The organism is Olivibacter domesticus, assembly GCF_900109575.1.
GTDB classification, from domain to species: domain Bacteria; phylum Bacteroidota; class Bacteroidia; order Sphingobacteriales; family Sphingobacteriaceae; genus Olivibacter; species Olivibacter domesticus.
The window spans coordinates 1,500,865-1,519,495 of sequence record NZ_FOAF01000001.1 but is presented as its reverse complement, the minus strand read 5'-3'; the positions used below and the strand labels follow the sequence as shown (position 1 = coordinate 1,519,495).

Sequence of the window (18,631 nt, the reverse complement as noted above, 5' to 3'; positions counted from 1 at the left end):
TTAATCCAAGGGATGCCGACGTAGATGTTCAAAAAGGTAGTGGCGGAGATCAGAAGCGGCCAGCAGTTCTTCATTTTTCCATGCGAGGGAGGTATGTTGTATTTGCTGTCGCCAAATGACAAAAGAATTTCTCGGATGATAATTTTTTTTATCTGATTCAAACTGTAGTGCTTCATTGGGGTTACCACCCCAGTTGATGGTGTACGGATGTTCTGGCCGGAAACAGATAAGGTAATTTCCGTGATCCTTGTCGATTTCAATGACAAGCATGCCACTGGCGACCGAAGCGAATGCCTTTGCTTCTTCAAACAGATCGCTTAGGTTGTTTACAGCAAAAACACGGTCAACATTCTTTTCCTGCAGCCAAAACACAAAGTTTTGTATATGCTCGTCGTCTGGCACTTTACCCAGGAGGTGCAGTTTATTCTGAAAAATGAGCGCAGCACCATCGCAAGCAAAAAGTTTTAATAAATGTTCTTGTTGATTCAATAGCGCCTCCTCCAAACTTTCTTTTTCATATAAATCATTCAGCAAGGCGTTTTTATGCATCGAGATCTCGCGGCTCAAATCAAAATGTTCCTTGTTCAGCAGATTGGCAAGTTGCCGCGTGAAAAACTCGGCTAAGAGCTGTAGCTGAGAACAAAGTTCAAAATCAGGATACTTCGGTGTGTTGTGGTGAAACGAGATCAAGCCCCAAAGACGGTTATCTATTAAAATACGTACAGACATGCTGGCGTCTACACCCATATTCTGTAAATACTCTAAGTGTACTTTTGGAACGCTACGCAAGTGGCAATCTGATAAATCCATAAAGGAGAGCGTGATTGGATTTACGATAGGATAAAGCTTTACGGGCTCATAACGCGATGTAGGAATTAACCGATAGGGGTTTCGTTGATATAGATCCCGTGCCGTCTTAGGGATATCCGATGGGGGAAACTGTTGTCCAAGATAGTCTGTTTTACCCGTGTGATTAACCTCGGCAATTACTTTACCGTTCCAATTTTCGTCGAATTGATAAATCATAACCCGATCAAAGCCTGAGACGAGCCTGATTTGTTCGACTGTCGCCTTTAAGAGCGATGGCAGATCATTAGCCTCTTCAATAACCGAAAAATAATAGGTTAAGGTTTGATAGATCTCCAAAAAATCTCTGCGATCTCCTGAAGCAGCGGTAAGCTCAACAATAAGATATTTTTCTTTGGCCTGAACCAAGGCTAGACAGCGCTGTTCATAGATGGTTAAGTAATAGGGAGTTTTCTGGTGACTATTGGCATTTGTGCTGAGCTTTGTTAAATCGAGTGGTTCTGCTATCCATTCGCTAAAGTTAGTACCGATTATTTCCTCCGGCGTTTTCCCAAATAAAGACTGAATATTTTCACTCAACTGTACAATGCGCTGATCGTTTCGGTCTAACACGAGCAAATAGCCATGTGGTTGGATCAGATTTATGTGGTGTATCGGAATTTTTCCGCAGAATTCTGCATCGTAATTTTTAACTATCATCTATACTTAAATGGCAACTATTTACGTAGCCGCCTCCTTTTTTTCTGTAAATTAACAGCTATATTTCAAAAATGTTGTGAACGCACATTTTTTTTGTAGAAAAGACACGAAAAAAAGAGGCAATATCAGCAATTTGACTATTGCTTGCGTTTCAACAAATCCAGTATCAGATTTTCCAGTGTACTGATATCGAAGGGTTTCTCGAGGAAAGCGTCTGCACCTGCGCTCTTAGCAATTTGCTCCAAATTATTTCCCGCAGAGAAAAGCACGACAGGAATTTCTTTGAAGCGGTCCGCTGACTTCAATGTTTTGGTAGCATCTTTTCCCTGTATCCCAGGCATCCAGTTATCAATAAGTATGATATCTGGACGGCTGTCTGCAACCGTTTTCAGAATATCTTCCGTATGAGAAACAGATTTGACATCAAAATCCAATGCTTCAAAAATTTCGGTACAGAAATATAAAATATCTTCATCATCATCCAAGATGAGTATTCTTTTCGCCATAGATTAAACCTTGCATATTTAATTAGGGAGTGAAAATAAGGCGAATTTTATTTTTTTTTAATAAAAACTGTTAAAAAGTTACAAAGGAAGGGTTTTTTGTAGTTTGCGTGCTAGCCCAGTGGAGCACGACAAACGCCTTTTAGTGATTATGTAAAGCTAATAACGACCAATGTTGAAATCCTGACCAATCAGCGTATAACATATTTAGAAACAAAACTACCGGATGACCAATTTCTACGTATTCACCGATCGTTCATTATCGCAATAGAGAAGATTGTTTCCTTTACTGCATCCACGATTGAAATAGACTATTGATTCATGAATATTTTAAATTTGAATCCGTTTCTACAGTCGACAACATTTGATTATATTCCTCCAGCATGTTAACGTATTTATTTCTCCAATAATTTGCCCTTTCCTCTTCTTCCGTGAAAAACGTTATGTTATTTAATTTATTTTTATAAAGTACCTTGCTAAAATCTTCTGATGAAAATAATTCCGGAAATTCTCTTGAAAAATCATATCTCAATGCACAGCCCAAATTGAAAATAATCTCTACCCTAAGCTTCGGTCTACTAAACCAGTTATAAATGGATCTTCTGTTTAAACGCAGTGACCGTGCTAATTCGCTTATGCTGTAACCGTTACGTCTTACAACCATTTCAATAATTTCTCCATAGTGCTTTTCCATAATCTTTTATGCTAATTCGTATCAGTGATGTCTTGGAAAAAATTCTTCCAATTTTACCTTTGCTATTCTATCTTATTAGAATATACGATGCTTTTAACAATTTGGATTAAAAAAAGCGCTTAGGCTAGTTGTCTTTCAAGTATCAAAACTAAAAATTAACCCTTTCCCAGAGGAGGTACTGTATAATAATCGACTAAGCGATTTAAATTCAAATCAGGAAAGAAATGGCTGAGAAGCGAATTACAATTTGCTGCGAAAAAGAATGGATTTTTTAGAGCGAAAACCCTAAAACTTTTAGATTAGTTGTTTAATATCCGTATTCCAAATTCTTTAACCTGTTTATTGCCAGCATTTGTCTTCACTAATGTTGCTTTTTCCTTATCTTCCAGCAAGTAGCGCGCGGAGTTACACGCAAATAAACAGCTAGTAACTAGTATGAGCATTAAACTTCGGCTCGTTTTTATGAATTTAACTGCTCGTTGAAACTGCATTATTTCCTTGCTTGGCAAGAGCGGCCGTTTTTGTGTCATTCTCGGTGTCTTATACATCGCTTGTCGTATTCGTAAACTAAATATCGAGTGTTGCAATACATCATTTCGCTATCCTGGCACAGTTAACATCATATGATAATATTAGTACGCTCATTCATTGATCTTCTCCCCGTTAAAAAGCTACCTTTCCACCGGTTACGGCAATCGTTGCTCCGGCAATATAGCTGCTATCCTCCGAAGCTAGGAAAACATAGGCCGGTGCGAGCTCTGCAGGTTGTGCCGGACGTTTTATAGGGCTGTCTTTTCCGAAGTTTTCCGGTTCGGGCATTGTTGATGGAATAAGAGGTGTCCAGACCGGGCCGGGCGCAACAGCATTGACCCGTATACCCTTGTCCTGCTCCATTAGCATCTGCGCAAGGTTAGCCGTAAAATTCTGGATGGCTCCTTTTGTTGCTGCATAGTCTAACAACACTGCATTTGGGTTATATGAATTTACCGATGCCGTATTGATGATAGAGCTTCCCGGTTTCATGTAAGGTACTACGGCTTTACTCAAATAAAACATGCTTCTGATATTTGTCTCGAACGTACGGTCCCATTCTTTAGAGGTAATCTCTTCAAGCGACTTATGAGCCATCTGATAGGCAGCATTATTGACCAGTATATCAATCTTGCCAAATTCCCGAATAGCGATATCTATTAATTCATTACAATAATTTTCATCTCTCAGATCTCCTTTCGAGAGGATCGCTTTACGTCCTTCCTTTTCGACCCAACGAACAGTTTCTTCCGCATCTTTATCTTCTATATCATAACCATAATTGATGATTACATCAGCTCCTTCCCGGGCGTAGGCAATCGCGATAGCACGTCCGATACCGGAATCGGCTCCGGTAATGATAGCTTTTGCACCCTTTAACTTTTCTGCGCCGGTATAAGTTTCCTCGCCATGATCGGCTTTAGGTTTCATTTCGGCCTCTGTACCCGGAACTTTTTGTTCTTGTTTTGGAAAGGGGGGAACAGGGTATTTGGTATGAGGATTTTTAAATTGTGTCATTGTTTTAAATTTTTGTTAATAATACTTAGTGAAAAATCGCGTCCGCTTTGGTAACGCTTTATGATAAAAACAATTTTTTGTTTTGTTCCAAATATTAAATCTGCTTTGTTGTAATTACATTTTTGATCAACATCAACGATATGGATCAAGAATCTCGCTGCATATTTCAAATAATTAGGCATCAGGCAACTTTATTTTGGTTTTAGCCGTGATATATATGTCGATCACCAGGTTTCGGCATATAGATTCGTTGCGATTCTCGCTTGGTGAGTAAACCCGACAATACTAAACCCAAGCCCATACTTAGGTGAAAAACGTATGTCGTCTCAGAAAAAAATAGAAGCCATGGCGAAAGTGCTAAGAAAGCACCGCCAAATACATCCGCATACAAATGGACATCCATAGGGATGGTTTTTCGTATTCCACCTTCATAGTTCGTGAGAAGAGACATCACCAAGATCGTAACGCCAAAAAGTATACTCAAGGCAATAGCCGGGCGTTCGTGGTTAAAATGAAACACCCATGGAGCAATTAATAGCAATAAAGCCGCCATGTAATCTAGAAGTGCATGGAGCGTCCGTGGAAGAAGTTTAACTAACATAATAGCGTGTTTAGGTTATATCGACACAATATCATGCCAAGCGTTTATACAGCGCGAAACGCGTTTTTTTTCTTGACATAAAACTATAGTGCACCTAAAAGACTAACCTGCTATATATAAAAACGGACATAGAAAAAATCTTGCCAAAAGCATCCATATTGCTTTAAAAATTTATTTAACTGGAAATAGACGCTTATTAATCTTATTTAGGGTACAAATTGCCATACCGTAGCTGATAATCAGTAATCAGGCACAGAACATGTATTAATAACGTAAGCAGCAGATACTGCAAACAGTCATACAGATTGCTTATGATGGTTTCATAACAATCGACTAGCTAATAATTATTGAACACTAATTAAAAATAAAAATCATGGCAAACACAAAAAAAAACAGCAACGACAACATGCCGAACGCGCATTTACATGAATTATTTGTAGACGAGCTAAGAGATATTTTAGGAGCTGAAAAACAGCTGCTAAAGGGATTGAAGAAAATGGCTGGGAAAGCTACTAATGAGATGTTAAAAACAGCTTTCGAAGAACACCTTGCCCAAACAGAAGAACACGCAGAACGTCTAAAGAAAGTCTTTGAATCAATTGGCTTAACAGCAAGGGGTAAGAAATGCAAGGCAATGGAAGGCTTGTTGAATGAAGCAGAAGAAATTATAGAAGAGTTTGACGGTAGTGAAGCTTTAGATGCAGCGCTTATTTCCGCTGCCCAAAAAGTAGAACATTACGAAATTGCTAGTTATGGCTGCTTAGTAACCTACGCTAAGTTAATGGAACATGCGGAAGCCGAAGAGATATTAACCACGACATTGAATGAAGAGAAAGAGACGGATGTAAAACTTACAGAGATTGCTATGTCGGAAGCTAATGTAGCGCAATAGTTGTTTATTTAGTTTGTGTAGCCTTGGTCTGCTCCTTGCAGATCAGGGCTTTTTTTTGCCGGATAGCTTAGGTTTTGACACCTTGTTTATTTAGGACCCCTCTTTTAATCGCGATGTTCGCGCACGCGCTTTCACCAAAGCATCCTTTAATAAGTTGTTGAAATTTTCTGAATTTTCATCTAATGGACATTGAATAACAATAGTGGTCTCATAATATTCATTGTCAATATGGCCATTTATGTTGAGCTCCAACGCACCGTAGGCCAATTCTTTTTTCGAATACTGGATGTTTGTTACCTCCAGAATTTCTTGTTCGTTTTTCATGATTGAAATTTTTAATCATTAGTATTTTATTGATCCATTGTCTTCCTGCCAAGGGATCGCAATCACCTATCCGTTTTCCAGGTGTGGGGTGTCTACCGGCTTCGACTCGGGCGATCCTTTTTGCCTTAAAAAGATAGTGAGAATCACAATAGAAGCAACCGATAAAAATTCGCTTTGCCAATTTTGAAACGTTTCAAACCAAAAGATCGGTTCTTTTAAAAATTCACTTATCGCAAGTACTTGTTCGTGTTTCAACTGTTGTTCAACGTTATAGTCTTTAAAGCTTCCGTACAAGTGACCTAGCCAGCTCAATATAAAAAGTATAATAAAAGCGATTGATAACGAGTGTTTATAGAGGGCTAAACGCCATCCACCTTTATTTACTGGTGCAGGAGCATGGGGCCCGGGCATCGGCTCTCTATCTACGTCCTCTTCCGTATCAATACCTTTTGATTCAGCTGAGCCTATTTGCCTTAAAAATACGGTTAATATCACATACATCGCCATTTGTAAAAACTCACTCTGAAAATTTTCAAAAGTTGCTGAAATAAAATGACCGCTTTTGAGGTAAGCATATAAGCCTAATGGCGGAGCACCAAACTCAGCTATTTCTTGGTTATGCTCTTTCCATCCAAAATAAGCTTGGGCAAGTAAGGCGCCGAAAAAGAAAACTAAAAATACAATAGAAAGACTATTTCTATATAAAAAGCTGGTCTTTTTATTTTTTGTCATAATAGGTTTTTTATTAAGAACTGCTGGTCGCCATAAAAGTTTGAAAAACTTTTATGGCGACTTTTTAAATTTTAAGAATGAAAAGGCTTATTGCCACAGCTATTAAGAGGAAACCCATCCCAATCATATAAACACTGATCTCCTGGCTTATGGTTATGTAAGCCAGCCGGATATACATGAAACCTATAAACAAAAGAACGCCCGCAAATACTGCTATTTTTCTGTTTCTCTTTAACATATGTGGATGGAGATGGCAGAAACAGTTAAACTGTCAGCGTGTTATACGCGCAGGCTTAAGAGCTTTGCTCGTTTAAACTATGCAATTCTGTGTTTCCAGAGGCTTTTATAATATAGGAGATCGTTCTGTTTGGAAAGCTTAACGAAACCTAATTTATCCATGGTGCTATTTGCCTGTTTGCTTACAACATTAAGAAATACCTTTACTTCTGGTATGCCATAACAGTATTTAGCAAGCTCAATAATTTGGTCAAAAGCTTTCAATAGAATACCTTTGCCATGGTAATTCGGTAGCAAGGTACCTCCAAAATAAAATTCATTCTTTTCGCTCCCTCCTTTATAAATGAGTGCGGAGCCGATGATTAATTCGGGTTTGTCTGTTAATCGAATGGAGTAAATTCCCTTGCTTAGCCAAAGAAGTCTTTTCGTGAAATCCAAAGGCTTTTCCTCTTCGTTCATGTTAAGTTCCTGCATATACGTTCCAAAGACGGCAGGCTGCCTGTGCAAATGGAAGAATTCTTCCGCATCAGTTAGGCAGAGTTTTTTCAAAACGATGCTTTGATCATGGTGGTTTTTCATAAATAAGAATTTAATTTATTATATATAGATGATAGATGTTACAGGAAATTTTTAGCTAATCCCTTATAAACTCTTTATGTAATCTATAAAGAATTAAGCTTAAATTATCTTTTGCCCCCGTTTTAACAATCAGGTTTTGCCGTAGGTTCTCAATATTGCGCTTGGTTGTAAATAACTTATAGGCAATTTCTTTATTGGCATATCCACAAACCATCAGATCCAGAATTTCGTTCTCCCTGTCAGATAGTTCAAAATTTGTATTGAGTGTTGTGAGATGATCTTCAAAATCCGTAAGCTTATTAAAGAGGCGTATCGTTAATGTAGGATCAATGTAGTTCTTACCCTTCAACACATAGTTAATACCGAAAAGAAATTCTTCTCGTTGAGCACCTTGGGTGATATAGCCATTAGCCCCTGCACCAATAGCTTTTATGGCGGGGGATAAGCCATTATCGCTATCTAATACCATCACTTTAATGTCGGGCGCAATATCCCGAAGTGTTCGTATCACATTACTGTTGATGGGAGATTGCGCATCAGCACCCCAAATAACAATATCTGCTGCTCCTAAGTGTTCTTCCAAAGATTCCAGGCAGCTTTGTGTATAGGTTACCTCAAAATTTTCCTGTTCTAAGATGGCACGGATACCATCTCGACGGATGGGGTTATTGTCAGCAATTACAAATTTGGTTTTCATATTATATGTGTTATAATGTATTGGATTAATTACCTGCTTGTTACGGTAGTAACGATCTGACAATAACAAAGGTAGTTATCGAGAAAAATACGAAAGCAGTAGATATACTGTTTTGAGGGTTCGGTAAATACGCAATTTTAATACGTAAGATCCTTAGCTGTTACGGAAAACATTAAGTTAATAAACCGTTTTGGAAAGCGAATTTAACCAGCGCTGCAGAATTACGTACACCCGTTTTTTCAATGAGGCTCTGTCGGTAACCTTCAACTGTACGTTTACTGGTAAATAGTCGTTCGGCAATTTCCTGATTGGTGAAGCCATCGGCTGTTAAGGCGAGCACTTCCATTTCTCTGTTATTGATATGCAGATCAAGGACCTCCACCGCAAGTGGTTGCTTATAAGTGTTAGTAGCTTGCGAAAGTAGCTTCATGCTGATTTCTGAACAGATGTATTGGTTACCCTCCGCTACATGTTTGATGGCAAATAAGAGCTCGTCCCGACTAACGTTTTTAACGAGGTAAGCATCTGCCCCTGCCTCGAAAGCCTGCGTTACGTACTTTACATGATCCATCATCGATAATATAATGATATGCAGCTGGGGGCGTGCACTTTTGATCGCTGTAGTTAGGGTAATTCCATCCACTCCGGGCATTGTGATATCCATCATAATCACATCAATCGGTTGATCACTTTCAAGTAGTTGAATTAACTCGCTTTGCTGATCTGTTTCGCCGATTATGGTTAAATCAGATTCTGTTTCCAAAAGTGTTCGTACACCCTGTCTTACAATATAATGGTCATCAACCAAAATAATATTGATCATATGATAAAATCGCTATTTTACATAAGCTAACAGCAATAAAGCGTAATTGTTCACTTTCAAGAGGAGTTTATGAAGCAATGCGATAGCAGGAATTGGAACGATTTGTGTTCGTACAATTTAGTTATTTTTCGAATTTGAAATACTTATAAAGACATGGCTATACGCAAAGAAAGGCGCTTATCTCCGCTGCGAGATAAACCATTTAAAAAAAAGGAGGCGCAAAAAACTGAAGATAAGGGGGAACGGAAAGACCGCGATCTTTCCTATGAAGGTGGTATAGATTCTCAGCAAGACCAACTCAACGACCTGCCCAAGAATACGGAAGACTGGCAAAATGATAATGAATCTAAAGATAGTAATGAGTAATTACATTTCTCATTTATTCTCTTTTTCTCAAATTATGCTCAATTTAGCTCGTTTATTTAAAAAAATTAGTTTTAAGGTAGGCCAGATACCAGCCTAAGGCTGTTTAAACGAGTATCTTGAGTGGTTTTTTTACTTATTCACAATTTTATCCATACACAAACATTTTTTAACACGAAATGTTGGAAAATTAGTAAGCAAAATTTAGTTTAACGCTGAAAAAAACATGGAAAAAGATGCCAAACGGTTAGAAAAATATGGACAGGATGAACCTGCTGATACCATCGATATTAGGATGAGGGAAGACAACGAGCAGGAAGAAATAAGAAGAGCTACTTTATCAGCCATTGTAGATTCCTCGGATGATGCTATTATCAGTAAAACTTTAGATGGCCGTGTGCTAAGTTGGAATAAAGCAGCCGAAAAAATGTTCGGTTATAAAGAACAGGACATGTTGGGACGGCCTATTCAGGTGCTTGTTCCACCCGCTCGATTAGAAGAACAACTTCGTATGGTCGAGAAAATTAGCAGGGGGGAACATGTTCATCACTTCGAAACAGTTAGAGTACATGCAAATGGTACGGAAATTCCTGTTTCTTTAACCATATCTCCGCTAAAGAATAGTCAGGGCGAAATCATTGGCGCTTCCAAAATAGTACGTGATATTACGCTACAGGTACAGTTAAATCAGCAGTTAGAAATCTATAATAACCGCTTGGAAGCACTCAATAAATTCAAGGATGACTTTTTGATAACCGCCAGTCATGAATTGAAAACACCTTTAACCGTTTTAAAATGGTATATGCAGAGCATGGATTTAAAAAAGGATGAAGAGCATCGTAAATACATGAAAAAGAAAGCCATGCAGCAGATTGACAAGCTCTATGATTTAGTAGGGGAACTTTTGGACGTATCTAAGCTGGAAAATGGTAAATTACTGATTAAACCAACATTCTTTAACTTGGATAAACTTTTATCCGAATGTATTCATAACATCTACATGATTTTCAATTCACATGAAATCATCTATGAAAACTGCTGTTCGGAAACCTTGGTAACAGCCGACAGAATTCGCATCGAGCAGGTTATCATTAATCTATTAACCAATTCCATCAAGTATTCGCCTCAAAAAAGCAAGATTACAGTCGTCTTAAAAGAAAATTCTTCTTCCTTTATTGTGATGGTGAAAGACAGGGGGAAAGGCATTCCGGTTAAATACCATAAAAAAATATTTACCCGGTTCTTCCGGGTTCCTGAACATGAAAATCATACTTCTGGAATGGGGGTTGGTCTATACGTTTCGTGTGAGATCATAAAACGCCATGGAGGACGCATGTGGTTAACATGTGAAGACGACATTGGATGTTCGTTTTATTTTAGCATCCCAAAAGTGCTATAAGCTGTGTCTCGCTTTGAGATACAGACTGCTATCAGATTGCCCTAATTAGAGAAATGTTGAAATGCTGTCAACATTATTTTTTATACATCTTTTTTTTGAACTAATATTAAAATATTAGGTAACTAGAAAGGGGCGTGGAAATTGCTCGGTCTGAAATAAAATGCTAAGTAATTTACGTATGATGTATTCAGATTTAACAACGCTCGCGGGCAAGGCTGTTTTAGTTACGGAAGGTACCACAGAAATTGGGCGTGCAACGGCAGCATTATTAGTGGAGAATAAGGCAACAGTAATGATTTTTGGTAGACAGCTGCCTGAACTCGACGATGCGTTAAATCAAATCAGCATGAAATTTCCTGATGGAACGATATACGGCATATTGGCCGATGCTGCCGAAGATGCTGATATTAAAAGTGTATTCGAAGAAGTAGACCGCATTTTAGGCCCTATTGACATCTTAGTGAATAATGCGGGTTTACCCTATAACACTATTATAGAAGAGGATTATGACGAATGGCAATACCTGTTAAATACCAACTTATTTGTCTACATGGCCTATGCCCATGAGGCCGTTAAACGAATGGCTGCCAAAGGCAGTGGCCATATCGTCAATATTGGCGCTATGACTGAAAAAGAACGAAGTAGCGCTGTTCTTGTAGCGACTAAATCGGGCATTGAGGGATTTTCTTTGGCGCTAGGGAAGGAGATCAATACGAAAGGGATAAAAGTTACCTTTATTGAGTCCGATGCGGTGGGAAGTGATATCGAAGAGTTACCAATTATTGAGCAGATGGAAAACGTTGAAAAGATAGCGGTATTAAAGGCAGAAGATATAGCAGCAAGTATTTATTATGCATTGATGCAACCAAAAAGATGTGACGTTGTGGAAATAAAACTGAGAGCCTCCTTTCAACTTATTTAAGACGCCGCCGGTGCGAATTTTGTCTTTCATTGAAGGCTATGGCTCGGTATCAACGTTGAAAGCAAACCTCTTATGTATATTTATCGTATATTGGATTATAAGATAATTTGATATAAAACAATTTATAGTTATGAAGAAGTGCATATTTATCCTAGAAGATGATGATGACATCAGAGAAATAATTGCATACTTTCTCTCAGAATCTGGCTATGAGGTCAAAACATATGCAAGGGTCGTTGAATTCAATGACGCATTACCGTTCGAACTGCCAGATTTATTTCTTCTTGATATTATGTTACCTGACGGAACCGGCCTGGAGGTTTGTCGGACTATAAAAGCCAACCCTTCTAATAGTCACATACCCGTGATCTTGATGTCTGCTGTATCCCACTCACGGGCAACACTGAACGAAGTGAACGCACAGCATTTTATAAATAAGCCATTTGATCTAACGGATTTATTAAAGCAGATAGAATTTCATTTGAGTGCATAAGGGTCTAGCTTTTATTTCTTCCATCCAATAGCCGCCGTAACCCTACTATTTTACGTCGGTCACTCCGCCTAGTAGAAACAAATGAATCGTAACCACCTATACAAAGCTAAATAGGATTTAGGACACCATTAAAACTGGGCCAAAATTTCCATCCCGTTGCATGACGTACTTTTTTTAGAAAAAACACAGTTTTATGCTCTTCCACACCAAAATTTTCTGTAATTATTTTAATGGGCTATTTGGGTAGGATAGTTGAAAGGATAATAACAAATAAATTATAGAACCCATGGAAACATCAAAAAATTATACCTTGATAACGGGCGCCACAAGTGGTATTGGATACGAACTTGCGAAGCTATTTGCCGAAGATGGCCATAATTTAATATTGATAGCAAGAAGCCTGGATGATTTGGAAAAGGTAGGAGCGGAGCTTAGCAGATATGGCGTGGACGTTATTACCATTTCGAAGGATCTTTTCGACAGGCAGGCACCTCTTGAAATTTACGATGAAATCAGGTTGCAGGATATTGCGGTAAATATTTTAGTGAATGATGCAGGGCAAGGGGTATATGGCGAGTTTATCGAAACCGATTTACAGAAGGAGCTTGACATTGTTCAATTGAATATTTCCGCATGTATTGCATTAACGAAGATGTTCTTAAGAGATATGGTGTTGAAGGGTGAAGGAAAGATTCTAAATCTTTCTTCTATCGCAGGAAAGATTCCAGGTCCTTATCAAGCGGTTTATCATGGAACGAAAGCATTTGTGCACTTTTTTAGCGAAGCAGTGCGTAGTGAAGTAAAGGGTTCCGGCGTGACGATTACTTCGCTTTTACCGGGGGCTACAGATACAGATTTCTTTAACAAAGCGGAGATGCAGGCTTCCAAAATTGTGCAGGAAGGTGAAATGGCAGATCCTGCCGAAGTGGCAAAGGATGGTTATGATGCCCTGATGGCGGGTAAAGATATGGTCATATCAGGCTTTAAAAATAAAATGCAAGTGGCGATGGGCAATATCACACCAGACAGTGCCATCACCGACAAGATGGGCGAGACGCAGGCTCCCGTAGATAAAAAAAATGACTAACGCAAGTAAAAAGTAACCAAGCTGATATTAATAGCTTTTATTCGACAATTTTTTCAGGATAGAAAAGCTAGCGGCCGTCACAAGCGCCCCAAAGAGATAGTAAGCAATCGTCAGTCCTTTTGTTTGTGTTGTTTTAGTTACGCCCCGATCATTCAACCCAAATTTAGCAGGTAAAATAACAGCTCCTAGGCCCGCACCTAATCCATATACAATACTTTTTGCCCAAAGTACATTTTTATCGGTAGAGGGGATCAAACTATAAAACAACGAATTACTCACAAGATCCGAAGCGAGACTTGCTGCATACAAGTTCTTTTCACTGGGCTTGTAGTTGGCTAATTTATCTGTAGACTTAGCTATTGCTTCTTTACCTAACTGATCAATTCTTGGCGCATGAGCCATTCTTCTTTTTAGGGTTTCATGTACCACATTTAATGCAATAGCGCCGACCAGGCCGGCCGCTAGTCCGGTAATAGTTTTACCTTCAGCTTTGGTTCTTTGGCTTACCCAGCTAATTGCCTGCTTTAATTGGTCATGCTTAAACCCTTTTGCATTACCAGGTGCCAGATAATTGAACATATTCGTAAACTTTTCTACATTCGCCTCATCTGTAACCACTGCAATACGTGTCCATTTTTTGAAATGTTTTATCCCCGCTATCAAATCCTGAAGCCAGGCTCCTGTTGTGAAGTTTTTCACTTTTGTGTCTAATACAAGTAGATAGTAAATCTCTCCATATTTATCTACCAAACGTTGCAGACCTGGTATTAATACATCTTTAAGTTCTTCTCCTGTAACCTTATCGGTTGCTTTTACAGCAAAAACGTGTGCTGGTAATTTTGTTAATTGCGTCAACATAATTTTCAATAATAGATGTGTCTTATTAACAACCCTTTTATAGGCCTGTTTGCTTTTCTTTTAATTTGCTAAACGTTCGTCTTCTGCAGCGGCTAATAATTTGCCGTCTTTAATAAGACAAGCTGCCGAATCATGAATACAGCGTTAATTCCTAATGTGTACATAAATTGCGTATTAAATTATTAAAGGAAAATCTTTATGAATTGAAGGCATATTCAATGCCACGATGTATTTTACTACTGAAGTTTCGGAGGCAGAATATAACCGCTAATGAATGGCGTTATATCTACGTTATTGATACATCTGCTTATAGAAATATAGACAATACTATGCTTTATTTAGTACACCTATAAAACGTTGCCAAGAATATATTACTGAATAATCTATTTAAATAACGCTATCTAAGTAATATTCGGCTCATCCTATTCTGTTTCTTGAATATGGGACTAATACTTGTGTCTTTATAAGGAAATACCTATGAGAAGCGCATATGACACATTCAAATTTAAAGCAAGCAAAGGAAGAGGTTCGTGCTCTATGTCGAAATCGTTTTGACGATCAGCAACCAATTTCGATTACGGAAAGTGAAGAATACCTGCGCCTTCGCTGGGAGCGGGATGACATACACTACAGTATGGACTTTTTATATGCGGATCTTGCTAAATGGCAAGATGCAGGTGATGTAAAAGAAGAGGTAGAAAAGCGTATCAACTTCGCTAATAGTAACAAAAAACTTCCGGAGAATAATCCAAATGCGCCGGAAGCCTTTTCTATCTGATAATAATCTCCAGTGAAGATTCATTGATCTGTAATGCCTCCATCAACTGGTCGTGCTCACGAACAACTTGTATAGTATCCTCCTCTTTATTTACCAATAATTTCACTAATTCACCTTTACTGGTTTTTAGCACTACTTCGTAAAAATCTTGATTATCTTTTATTGTGATGTAATCCATATTCCCTTTTATTGAATAACAGGTGACAGGAAGAAAGGTTTAAAACGAGAAGATATATCACTATAATATTTCAAAAAAGTGGAGTTCAATATTTTAAAGAAAAGATCATTTCACGCCAAGAATAAAAAGGGGTACAGCGCTCATAAAATTTAGTACACAGTTAAAATTGAGCCAAATAATCATGAAAGCAAAATTTAAGCTGGAATGGTTGAAAAATTTATATATAATGCATTTCCACGTAAATTTGTTTACGGTTTTTAGAATGTAAATGCTTAGGTAAGGAATTTGTATGCACAGATAGTAAATAAGGATTTATAGATCACTTAACGATGAACGAAGACGCAAAAATATCAAAATAATTAAAGAAACGACTTCATAAAACTTGGTAACCCGACGGCAAATTGCCAACTTCCAATACCCATAACTTGGAAGGGGTTACCATATTTTAACAAATTATTATTTTAAGCTGTCCTGCAAACTATCGGTCTGCATCGGGTACATCTTTTCACTAAGTGTTGAGTCACCTTCTTTTGGCGCGTCTATCGTATCGGCGTCAAACTGTTCTTCTACATCGTCTGGCGACTGGCTATCACAGCCACAGCCGTAGAGTGACCCTGCAAGCGCGAAGGCCGCAAATATTGTAACTAATTTCATGCTTAAATTTCTATGTTTCATTATTTTAAAACAGCTATAACGAAAAATTGTGTGATTAAAACTATGGTTAACACGCGTGTTCCTTGGGGCCTGTCTTCATTTCTTTACATCAACATCGCTTTATCCTACAAGCAGTAGACAATTTAGCACACACATAAAATCAGACCATACTTTATGGAATATTAATTGCCCTATTAGAATTGGCACTTTTTGACCCTCATTTACTTGGTATTTGTAGGCACAATAAAAATCACAAACAAATGCAGCGCGGATTTTGGCCTATCCTATTAAAGTTGGCCGCATTTCTGAAGGTAAATAAGTAATATGATAAAACGGACCGACGAAACGCTGTTAACACCATAAATTAATTTATAAATAAAAATAGTTTATTATGAGCAATTTAACATCGCCCAATGAAGGGCACAAAACTGAAATGATCGAAAACGTAACAGGTAAAGTACCATCGGTAGTTTTTTTAGGAGCTGCAGTAGCGTCCATGGGGATATCGCTTGCACTAAAATGCGCAGGGAGTAAACATACAGCGCTATTTGTTGGACAATGGGCAGCACCATTTCTTTTACTGGGTATCTATAATAAGATCGTAAAAACCCAAGGCCATGACTAAATTCAATATGGAGGCACTAAAAGCCCAGCACTTCGATCGTGCTGGGTTTGCAATACAGCGTTGCTGCTCTAGCGGAAGATGAATCGATTGTTACTAGCAATATGAATGAAAAGAAAAACAGACAGTTACAGCAAGTTGAGCCAGAAAAGCAAACAGTATACGTCAAATGCTGTTTTATAAACGGATAATACTTATTTATTTAAACAATGAACGATACGAGCAAACTAATTACATTTTTTGGAGGCTTTATTACTGGACTGGTTATTACCGTATTATTTACGCCTCTACGCGGAAAGGATACGAGAGAAAGGGTGGATCATTCCCTGCGAGGATTTGCTCAGGGGATTAAGGGAGAAACGGGAAAACAGATCATGCGTTTCAAAAGGTGGAAAGGAGAGGTGTTATATGCCGTTGACGCTAAATTGAAAGGTCGGGTGGAAATCGAAAAAATAAGCGATGAGCATATTTGGATTTAAAATCATGTAAGCCAATATATATTTCAATGTAAATGGATAACTATCAGTCGTCGTTCTCAAGGCTGATTTTTTCAAGATTTTTTAACGGTGGTCCGGTAATTACATGGCCTTGCAAATCATAACGCCCTCCATGGCATGGGCAATCCCAGCTCTTTTCTGCTGAATTATAAGTTACAATGCAACCTGCATGCGTACAGGTCGGATTCAATGCGGTGATATGGCCGGTTTCGTCTTTATATAGTGCCAGTTTCTGTCCTTGATAGTCTACAACCATCCCTTCACCCGATGCAATTGCGTGGGCAGTTTCTATTTCTTTTGTAGTAAACCGATCTGCTATAAAGTGATAGGCTGCATCTGTGTTCTCCTTAAGAAACTCAGAAAACCCTGCAATAGGTTTCATTCGTGACGGATTAAAAAGTGAACCATAGGAATTTTCATGCTTTAAAATTAAATCACTTATAATTTTTGCAGATAGTGTCCCGAAAATCATTCCGTTGCCATTGAACCCGGTAGCGATGTAAACACCGGGAGCATTGTTAGGAAACTGGCCAATATAGGGTAGTCCGTCTACAGGTATATAATATTGAGCAGACCAGCGGTAATCTACAGAAGCAATCGCATAATATCTCCGTACGTAATCCTCTAATCTTTTAAAAGCTACTTCAGGATCGCCATGGCCAGTTTTATGGTCTTCGCCTCCTACAATAAGATAATCTTGTCCGTCAATATGATGTGTTCTAAAATAATGATAAGGCTCCTGCATATCATAGATTAATGCAGATGGATAATTATCATCTTTTAATCTGACACCCAATACATAACTCCGATATGCGGCGCAACGGAAGTTAAACTGGTTAATACCGGGAGGAATGTGCGTAGCATAAACAATAGCGTGGCCTTTAAAGATAGCTGTAGCGCTTTCGGCTATATGGCATTTGCCATCGAAACTATTTTTAATGATAAAGGTGTTCTCCATTAAATCGCCGCCGAGTTCCAAGTATGCTTCCAAAAGTTTACTAGTATATTTTATTGGATGAAACTGTCCTTGCTGTTTAAACAAAATGGCCTGATCGTACGGAATGGGTACCCCATTTTCGCTTGCTTCTTCCACTGCGATCCCAGCTCTTTGCGAACACGCTAAAATTGCTCTTAATTGTTTGCTTTCTTTTTCGGTTTCGGAAAATAGATAGGCATCTTTATAATCAAAATCACAATCTATCTGATAGTCTTTTATAAGCGCTGCGATAAAAGCGATTACTTCCTTGCCTGCCTTTGCAGTGAGGGCTGCAGCCTCTTTGCCAAAATCACGTTCAATCTCTGGGTAGGTGGCGTCAAAAAACGTATTCAAATGTGCACTGGTACCACCGGTTGTACCAAAACCGAACTGTTGCCCATCAATTAGTAGGCACCTTTTACCTGTCTTTTGAAGCAATAAGGATGTTGTTATACCTGTTATCCCGGCTCCAATGATTATAGCGTCGTAGATACGGGAGGTATCTGGCGGGTCATTTTTGGAAGCCAACGCCTCACTAAGAGGATTAATCTGCCATGGGCTTTGTGTATTGCCATCACGTAAATGAAAACTTGAACTTTGAGTCGTTGCCATATAGGTGTAAAATGAGTATTAGCGAAATTGTTTTAGAAAAAATCGAAAAACCATGC

Annotated in this window: 23 protein-coding genes and 1 pseudogene; 10 read left to right on the top strand and 14 right to left on the bottom strand. The window is 38.4% G+C overall.

The genetic code is table 11. The annotated features are described in order from the left end of the window. Both BMY50_RS06590 and BMY50_RS06585 read right to left on the bottom strand, forming a co-directional pair. Positions 1 to 1,506 (bottom strand): GAF domain-containing protein, encoded by a 1,506-nt coding sequence (locus BMY50_RS06590; RefSeq protein ID WP_093320646.1) that lies wholly within the window; start codon positions 1,504 to 1,506, stop codon positions 1 to 3. Between the two features lie 137 nt (positions 1,507 to 1,643). Further along, positions 1,644 to 2,012, bottom strand: coding sequence for a response regulator (locus BMY50_RS06585; RefSeq protein WP_093320641.1), 369 nt, complete (start codon positions 2,010 to 2,012; stop codon positions 1,644 to 1,646). 153 nt (positions 2,013 to 2,165) lie between these two features. On the opposite strand from BMY50_RS06585, the pseudogene BMY50_RS28715 reads away from it, so the two are divergent. Then, positions 2,166 to 2,327, top strand: a pseudogene (locus tag BMY50_RS28715) (LytTR family transcriptional regulator DNA-binding domain-containing protein); the annotation flags it as partial. 1 nt (position 2,328) lies between these two features. Here BMY50_RS28715 and BMY50_RS06575 read toward each other — a convergent pair. The 3 genes from BMY50_RS06575 to BMY50_RS06555 form a co-directional block, all read right to left on the bottom strand. After that, positions 2,329 to 2,703, bottom strand: a complete 375-nt coding sequence (locus tag BMY50_RS06575; RefSeq protein ID WP_093320635.1) for a terminase gpP N-terminus-related DNA-binding protein — start codon at positions 2,701 to 2,703, stop codon at positions 2,329 to 2,331. Between the two features lie 663 nt (positions 2,704 to 3,366). Next, positions 3,367 to 4,251, bottom strand: coding sequence for an SDR family oxidoreductase (locus BMY50_RS06565; protein WP_093320625.1), 885 nt, complete (start codon positions 4,249 to 4,251; stop codon positions 3,367 to 3,369). Between the two features lie 202 nt (positions 4,252 to 4,453). Further along, positions 4,454 to 4,852 (bottom strand): SPW repeat domain-containing protein, encoded by a 399-nt coding sequence (locus tag BMY50_RS06555; RefSeq protein ID WP_093320613.1) that lies wholly within the window; start codon positions 4,850 to 4,852, stop codon positions 4,454 to 4,456. A gap of 373 nt (positions 4,853 to 5,225) precedes the next feature. On the opposite strand from BMY50_RS06555, the gene BMY50_RS06550 reads away from it, so the two are divergent. Beyond that, entirely contained in the window at positions 5,226 to 5,744 is a 519-nt protein-coding gene (locus tag BMY50_RS06550; RefSeq protein WP_093320609.1) for a ferritin-like domain-containing protein, read from the top strand. Between the two features lie 90 nt (positions 5,745 to 5,834). Here BMY50_RS06550 and BMY50_RS06545 read toward each other — a convergent pair whose 3' ends face one another. The 5 genes from BMY50_RS06545 to BMY50_RS06525 all read right to left on the bottom strand — a co-directional run bounded on the left by BMY50_RS06545 (position 5,835) and on the right by BMY50_RS06525 (position 9,136). Further along, the gene (locus BMY50_RS06545; protein WP_093320604.1) at positions 5,835 to 6,068 is read right to left on the bottom strand and encodes a hypothetical protein; all 234 of its coding nucleotides are present in this window, start codon (positions 6,066 to 6,068) and stop codon (positions 5,835 to 5,837) included. A 66-nt stretch (positions 6,069 to 6,134) separates the two neighbouring features. Then, positions 6,135 to 6,800, bottom strand: a complete 666-nt coding sequence (locus tag BMY50_RS06540; protein ID WP_093320599.1) for a DUF6766 family protein — start codon at positions 6,798 to 6,800, stop codon at positions 6,135 to 6,137. Between the two features lie 315 nt (positions 6,801 to 7,115). Beyond that, positions 7,116 to 7,616, bottom strand: coding sequence for a GNAT family N-acetyltransferase (locus BMY50_RS06535; protein WP_093320594.1), 501 nt, complete (start codon positions 7,614 to 7,616; stop codon positions 7,116 to 7,118). 55 nt (positions 7,617 to 7,671) lie between these two features. After that, on the bottom strand, positions 7,672 to 8,313 hold the full coding sequence (locus BMY50_RS06530) for a LuxR C-terminal-related transcriptional regulator (protein WP_093320591.1): 642 nt from the start codon (positions 8,311 to 8,313) through the stop codon (positions 7,672 to 7,674). A gap of 172 nt (positions 8,314 to 8,485) precedes the next feature. After that, on the bottom strand, positions 8,486 to 9,136 hold the full coding sequence (locus BMY50_RS06525; RefSeq protein ID WP_093320588.1) for a response regulator transcription factor: 651 nt from the start codon (positions 9,134 to 9,136) through the stop codon (positions 8,486 to 8,488). A 153-nt stretch (positions 9,137 to 9,289) separates the two neighbouring features. Between BMY50_RS06525 and BMY50_RS06520 the strand changes: the two genes are divergently transcribed. The 5 genes from BMY50_RS06520 (at position 9,290) to BMY50_RS06500 (ending at position 13,400) form a co-directional block, all read left to right on the top strand. Next, entirely contained in the window at positions 9,290 to 9,502 is a 213-nt protein-coding gene (locus tag BMY50_RS06520) for a hypothetical protein (RefSeq protein WP_093320585.1), read from the top strand. 223 nt (positions 9,503 to 9,725) lie between these two features. Continuing rightward, complete coding sequence (locus BMY50_RS06515) at positions 9,726 to 10,898, top strand: PAS domain-containing sensor histidine kinase (protein ID WP_093320583.1); 1,173 nt, start codon at positions 9,726 to 9,728, stop codon at positions 10,896 to 10,898. 178 nt (positions 10,899 to 11,076) lie between these two features. After that, on the top strand, positions 11,077 to 11,820 hold the full coding sequence (locus BMY50_RS06510; RefSeq protein ID WP_202907755.1) for an SDR family oxidoreductase: 744 nt from the start codon (positions 11,077 to 11,079) through the stop codon (positions 11,818 to 11,820). Positions 11,821 to 11,950: 130 nt separating this feature from the next. Further along, entirely contained in the window at positions 11,951 to 12,313 is a 363-nt protein-coding gene (locus tag BMY50_RS06505; protein ID WP_093320576.1) for a response regulator transcription factor, read from the top strand. A 286-nt stretch (positions 12,314 to 12,599) separates the two neighbouring features. Further along, positions 12,600 to 13,400, top strand: a complete 801-nt coding sequence (locus BMY50_RS06500; RefSeq protein WP_093320573.1) for an SDR family NAD(P)-dependent oxidoreductase — start codon at positions 12,600 to 12,602, stop codon at positions 13,398 to 13,400. A gap of 27 nt (positions 13,401 to 13,427) precedes the next feature. Here BMY50_RS06500 and BMY50_RS28425 read toward each other — a convergent pair whose 3' ends face one another. Next, on the bottom strand, positions 13,428 to 14,258 hold the full coding sequence (locus tag BMY50_RS28425; RefSeq protein ID WP_238383683.1) for a SpoIIAA family protein: 831 nt from the start codon (positions 14,256 to 14,258) through the stop codon (positions 13,428 to 13,430). A gap of 490 nt (positions 14,259 to 14,748) precedes the next feature. Between BMY50_RS28425 and BMY50_RS06485 the strand changes: the two genes are divergently transcribed. Then, positions 14,749 to 15,036, top strand: coding sequence for a hypothetical protein (locus BMY50_RS06485; RefSeq protein WP_093320568.1), 288 nt, complete (start codon positions 14,749 to 14,751; stop codon positions 15,034 to 15,036). Here the strand turns inward: BMY50_RS06485 and BMY50_RS06480 are convergent. Both BMY50_RS06480 and BMY50_RS06475 read right to left on the bottom strand, forming a co-directional pair. Further along, positions 15,029 to 15,214 carry a hypothetical protein gene (locus BMY50_RS06480; RefSeq protein ID WP_093320564.1) on the bottom strand — a complete coding sequence of 62 codons (186 nt, stop codon included), beginning with the start codon at positions 15,212 to 15,214 and terminating at the stop codon, positions 15,029 to 15,031. The genes BMY50_RS06485 and BMY50_RS06480 overlap by 8 nt on opposite strands. A 456-nt stretch (positions 15,215 to 15,670) precedes the next feature. Then, positions 15,671 to 15,889 (bottom strand): hypothetical protein, encoded by a 219-nt coding sequence (locus tag BMY50_RS06475; RefSeq protein WP_093320560.1) that lies wholly within the window; start codon positions 15,887 to 15,889, stop codon positions 15,671 to 15,673. A gap of 370 nt (positions 15,890 to 16,259) precedes the next feature. Here BMY50_RS06475 and BMY50_RS06470 point away from each other — a divergent pair, with 370 nt between their 5' ends. Then, complete coding sequence (locus tag BMY50_RS06470) at positions 16,260 to 16,493, top strand: hypothetical protein (RefSeq protein ID WP_093320555.1); 234 nt, start codon at positions 16,260 to 16,262, stop codon at positions 16,491 to 16,493. Between the two features lie 206 nt (positions 16,494 to 16,699). Continuing rightward, on the top strand, positions 16,700 to 16,969 hold the full coding sequence (locus BMY50_RS06465) for a YtxH domain-containing protein (protein WP_093320551.1): 270 nt from the start codon (positions 16,700 to 16,702) through the stop codon (positions 16,967 to 16,969). Positions 16,970 to 17,012: 43 nt separating this feature from the next. Here the strand turns inward: BMY50_RS06465 and BMY50_RS06460 are convergent, their stop codons facing one another. Beyond that, positions 17,013 to 18,575 (bottom strand): FAD-dependent oxidoreductase, encoded by a 1,563-nt coding sequence (locus BMY50_RS06460; RefSeq protein ID WP_093320547.1) that lies wholly within the window; start codon positions 18,573 to 18,575, stop codon positions 17,013 to 17,015. Between the last annotated feature and the right edge of the window lie 56 nt (positions 18,576 to 18,631).

Coding starts and splice junctions, on each gene's coding strand:
- BMY50_RS06590 (WP_093320646.1), bottom strand. CDS start 1,506: ATGATAGTTAAAAATTACGATGCAGAATTCTGCGGAAAAATTCCGATA.
- BMY50_RS06585 (WP_093320641.1), bottom strand. CDS start 2,012: ATGGCGAAAAGAATACTCATCTTGGATGATGATGAAGATATTTTATAT.
- BMY50_RS06575 (WP_093320635.1), bottom strand. CDS start 2,703: ATGGAAAAGCACTATGGAGAAATTATTGAAATGGTTGTAAGACGTAAC.
- BMY50_RS06565 (WP_093320625.1), bottom strand. CDS start 4,251: ATGACACAATTTAAAAATCCTCATACCAAATACCCTGTTCCCCCCTTT.
- BMY50_RS06555 (WP_093320613.1), bottom strand. CDS start 4,852: ATGTTAGTTAAACTTCTTCCACGGACGCTCCATGCACTTCTAGATTAC.
- BMY50_RS06550 (WP_093320609.1), top strand. CDS start 5,226: ATGGCAAACACAAAAAAAAACAGCAACGACAACATGCCGAACGCGCAT.
- BMY50_RS06545 (WP_093320604.1), bottom strand. CDS start 6,068: ATGAAAAACGAACAAGAAATTCTGGAGGTAACAAACATCCAGTATTCG.
- BMY50_RS06540 (WP_093320599.1), bottom strand. CDS start 6,800: ATGACAAAAAATAAAAAGACCAGCTTTTTATATAGAAATAGTCTTTCT.
- BMY50_RS06535 (WP_093320594.1), bottom strand. CDS start 7,616: ATGAAAAACCACCATGATCAAAGCATCGTTTTGAAAAAACTCTGCCTA.
- BMY50_RS06530 (WP_093320591.1), bottom strand. CDS start 8,313: ATGAAAACCAAATTTGTAATTGCTGACAATAACCCCATCCGTCGAGAT.
- BMY50_RS06525 (WP_093320588.1), bottom strand. CDS start 9,136: ATGATCAATATTATTTTGGTTGATGACCATTATATTGTAAGACAGGGT.
- BMY50_RS06520 (WP_093320585.1), top strand. CDS start 9,290: ATGGCTATACGCAAAGAAAGGCGCTTATCTCCGCTGCGAGATAAACCA.
- BMY50_RS06515 (WP_093320583.1), top strand. CDS start 9,726: ATGGAAAAAGATGCCAAACGGTTAGAAAAATATGGACAGGATGAACCT.
- BMY50_RS06510 (WP_202907755.1), top strand. CDS start 11,077: ATGATGTATTCAGATTTAACAACGCTCGCGGGCAAGGCTGTTTTAGTT.
- BMY50_RS06505 (WP_093320576.1), top strand. CDS start 11,951: ATGAAGAAGTGCATATTTATCCTAGAAGATGATGATGACATCAGAGAA.
- BMY50_RS06500 (WP_093320573.1), top strand. CDS start 12,600: ATGGAAACATCAAAAAATTATACCTTGATAACGGGCGCCACAAGTGGT.
- BMY50_RS28425 (WP_238383683.1), bottom strand. CDS start 14,258: ATGTTGACGCAATTAACAAAATTACCAGCACACGTTTTTGCTGTAAAA.
- BMY50_RS06485 (WP_093320568.1), top strand. CDS start 14,749: ATGACACATTCAAATTTAAAGCAAGCAAAGGAAGAGGTTCGTGCTCTA.
- BMY50_RS06480 (WP_093320564.1), bottom strand. CDS start 15,214: ATGGATTACATCACAATAAAAGATAATCAAGATTTTTACGAAGTAGTG.
- BMY50_RS06475 (WP_093320560.1), bottom strand. CDS start 15,889: ATGAAACATAGAAATTTAAGCATGAAATTAGTTACAATATTTGCGGCC.
- BMY50_RS06470 (WP_093320555.1), top strand. CDS start 16,260: ATGAGCAATTTAACATCGCCCAATGAAGGGCACAAAACTGAAATGATC.
- BMY50_RS06465 (WP_093320551.1), top strand. CDS start 16,700: ATGAACGATACGAGCAAACTAATTACATTTTTTGGAGGCTTTATTACT.
- BMY50_RS06460 (WP_093320547.1), bottom strand. CDS start 18,575: ATGGCAACGACTCAAAGTTCAAGTTTTCATTTACGTGATGGCAATACA.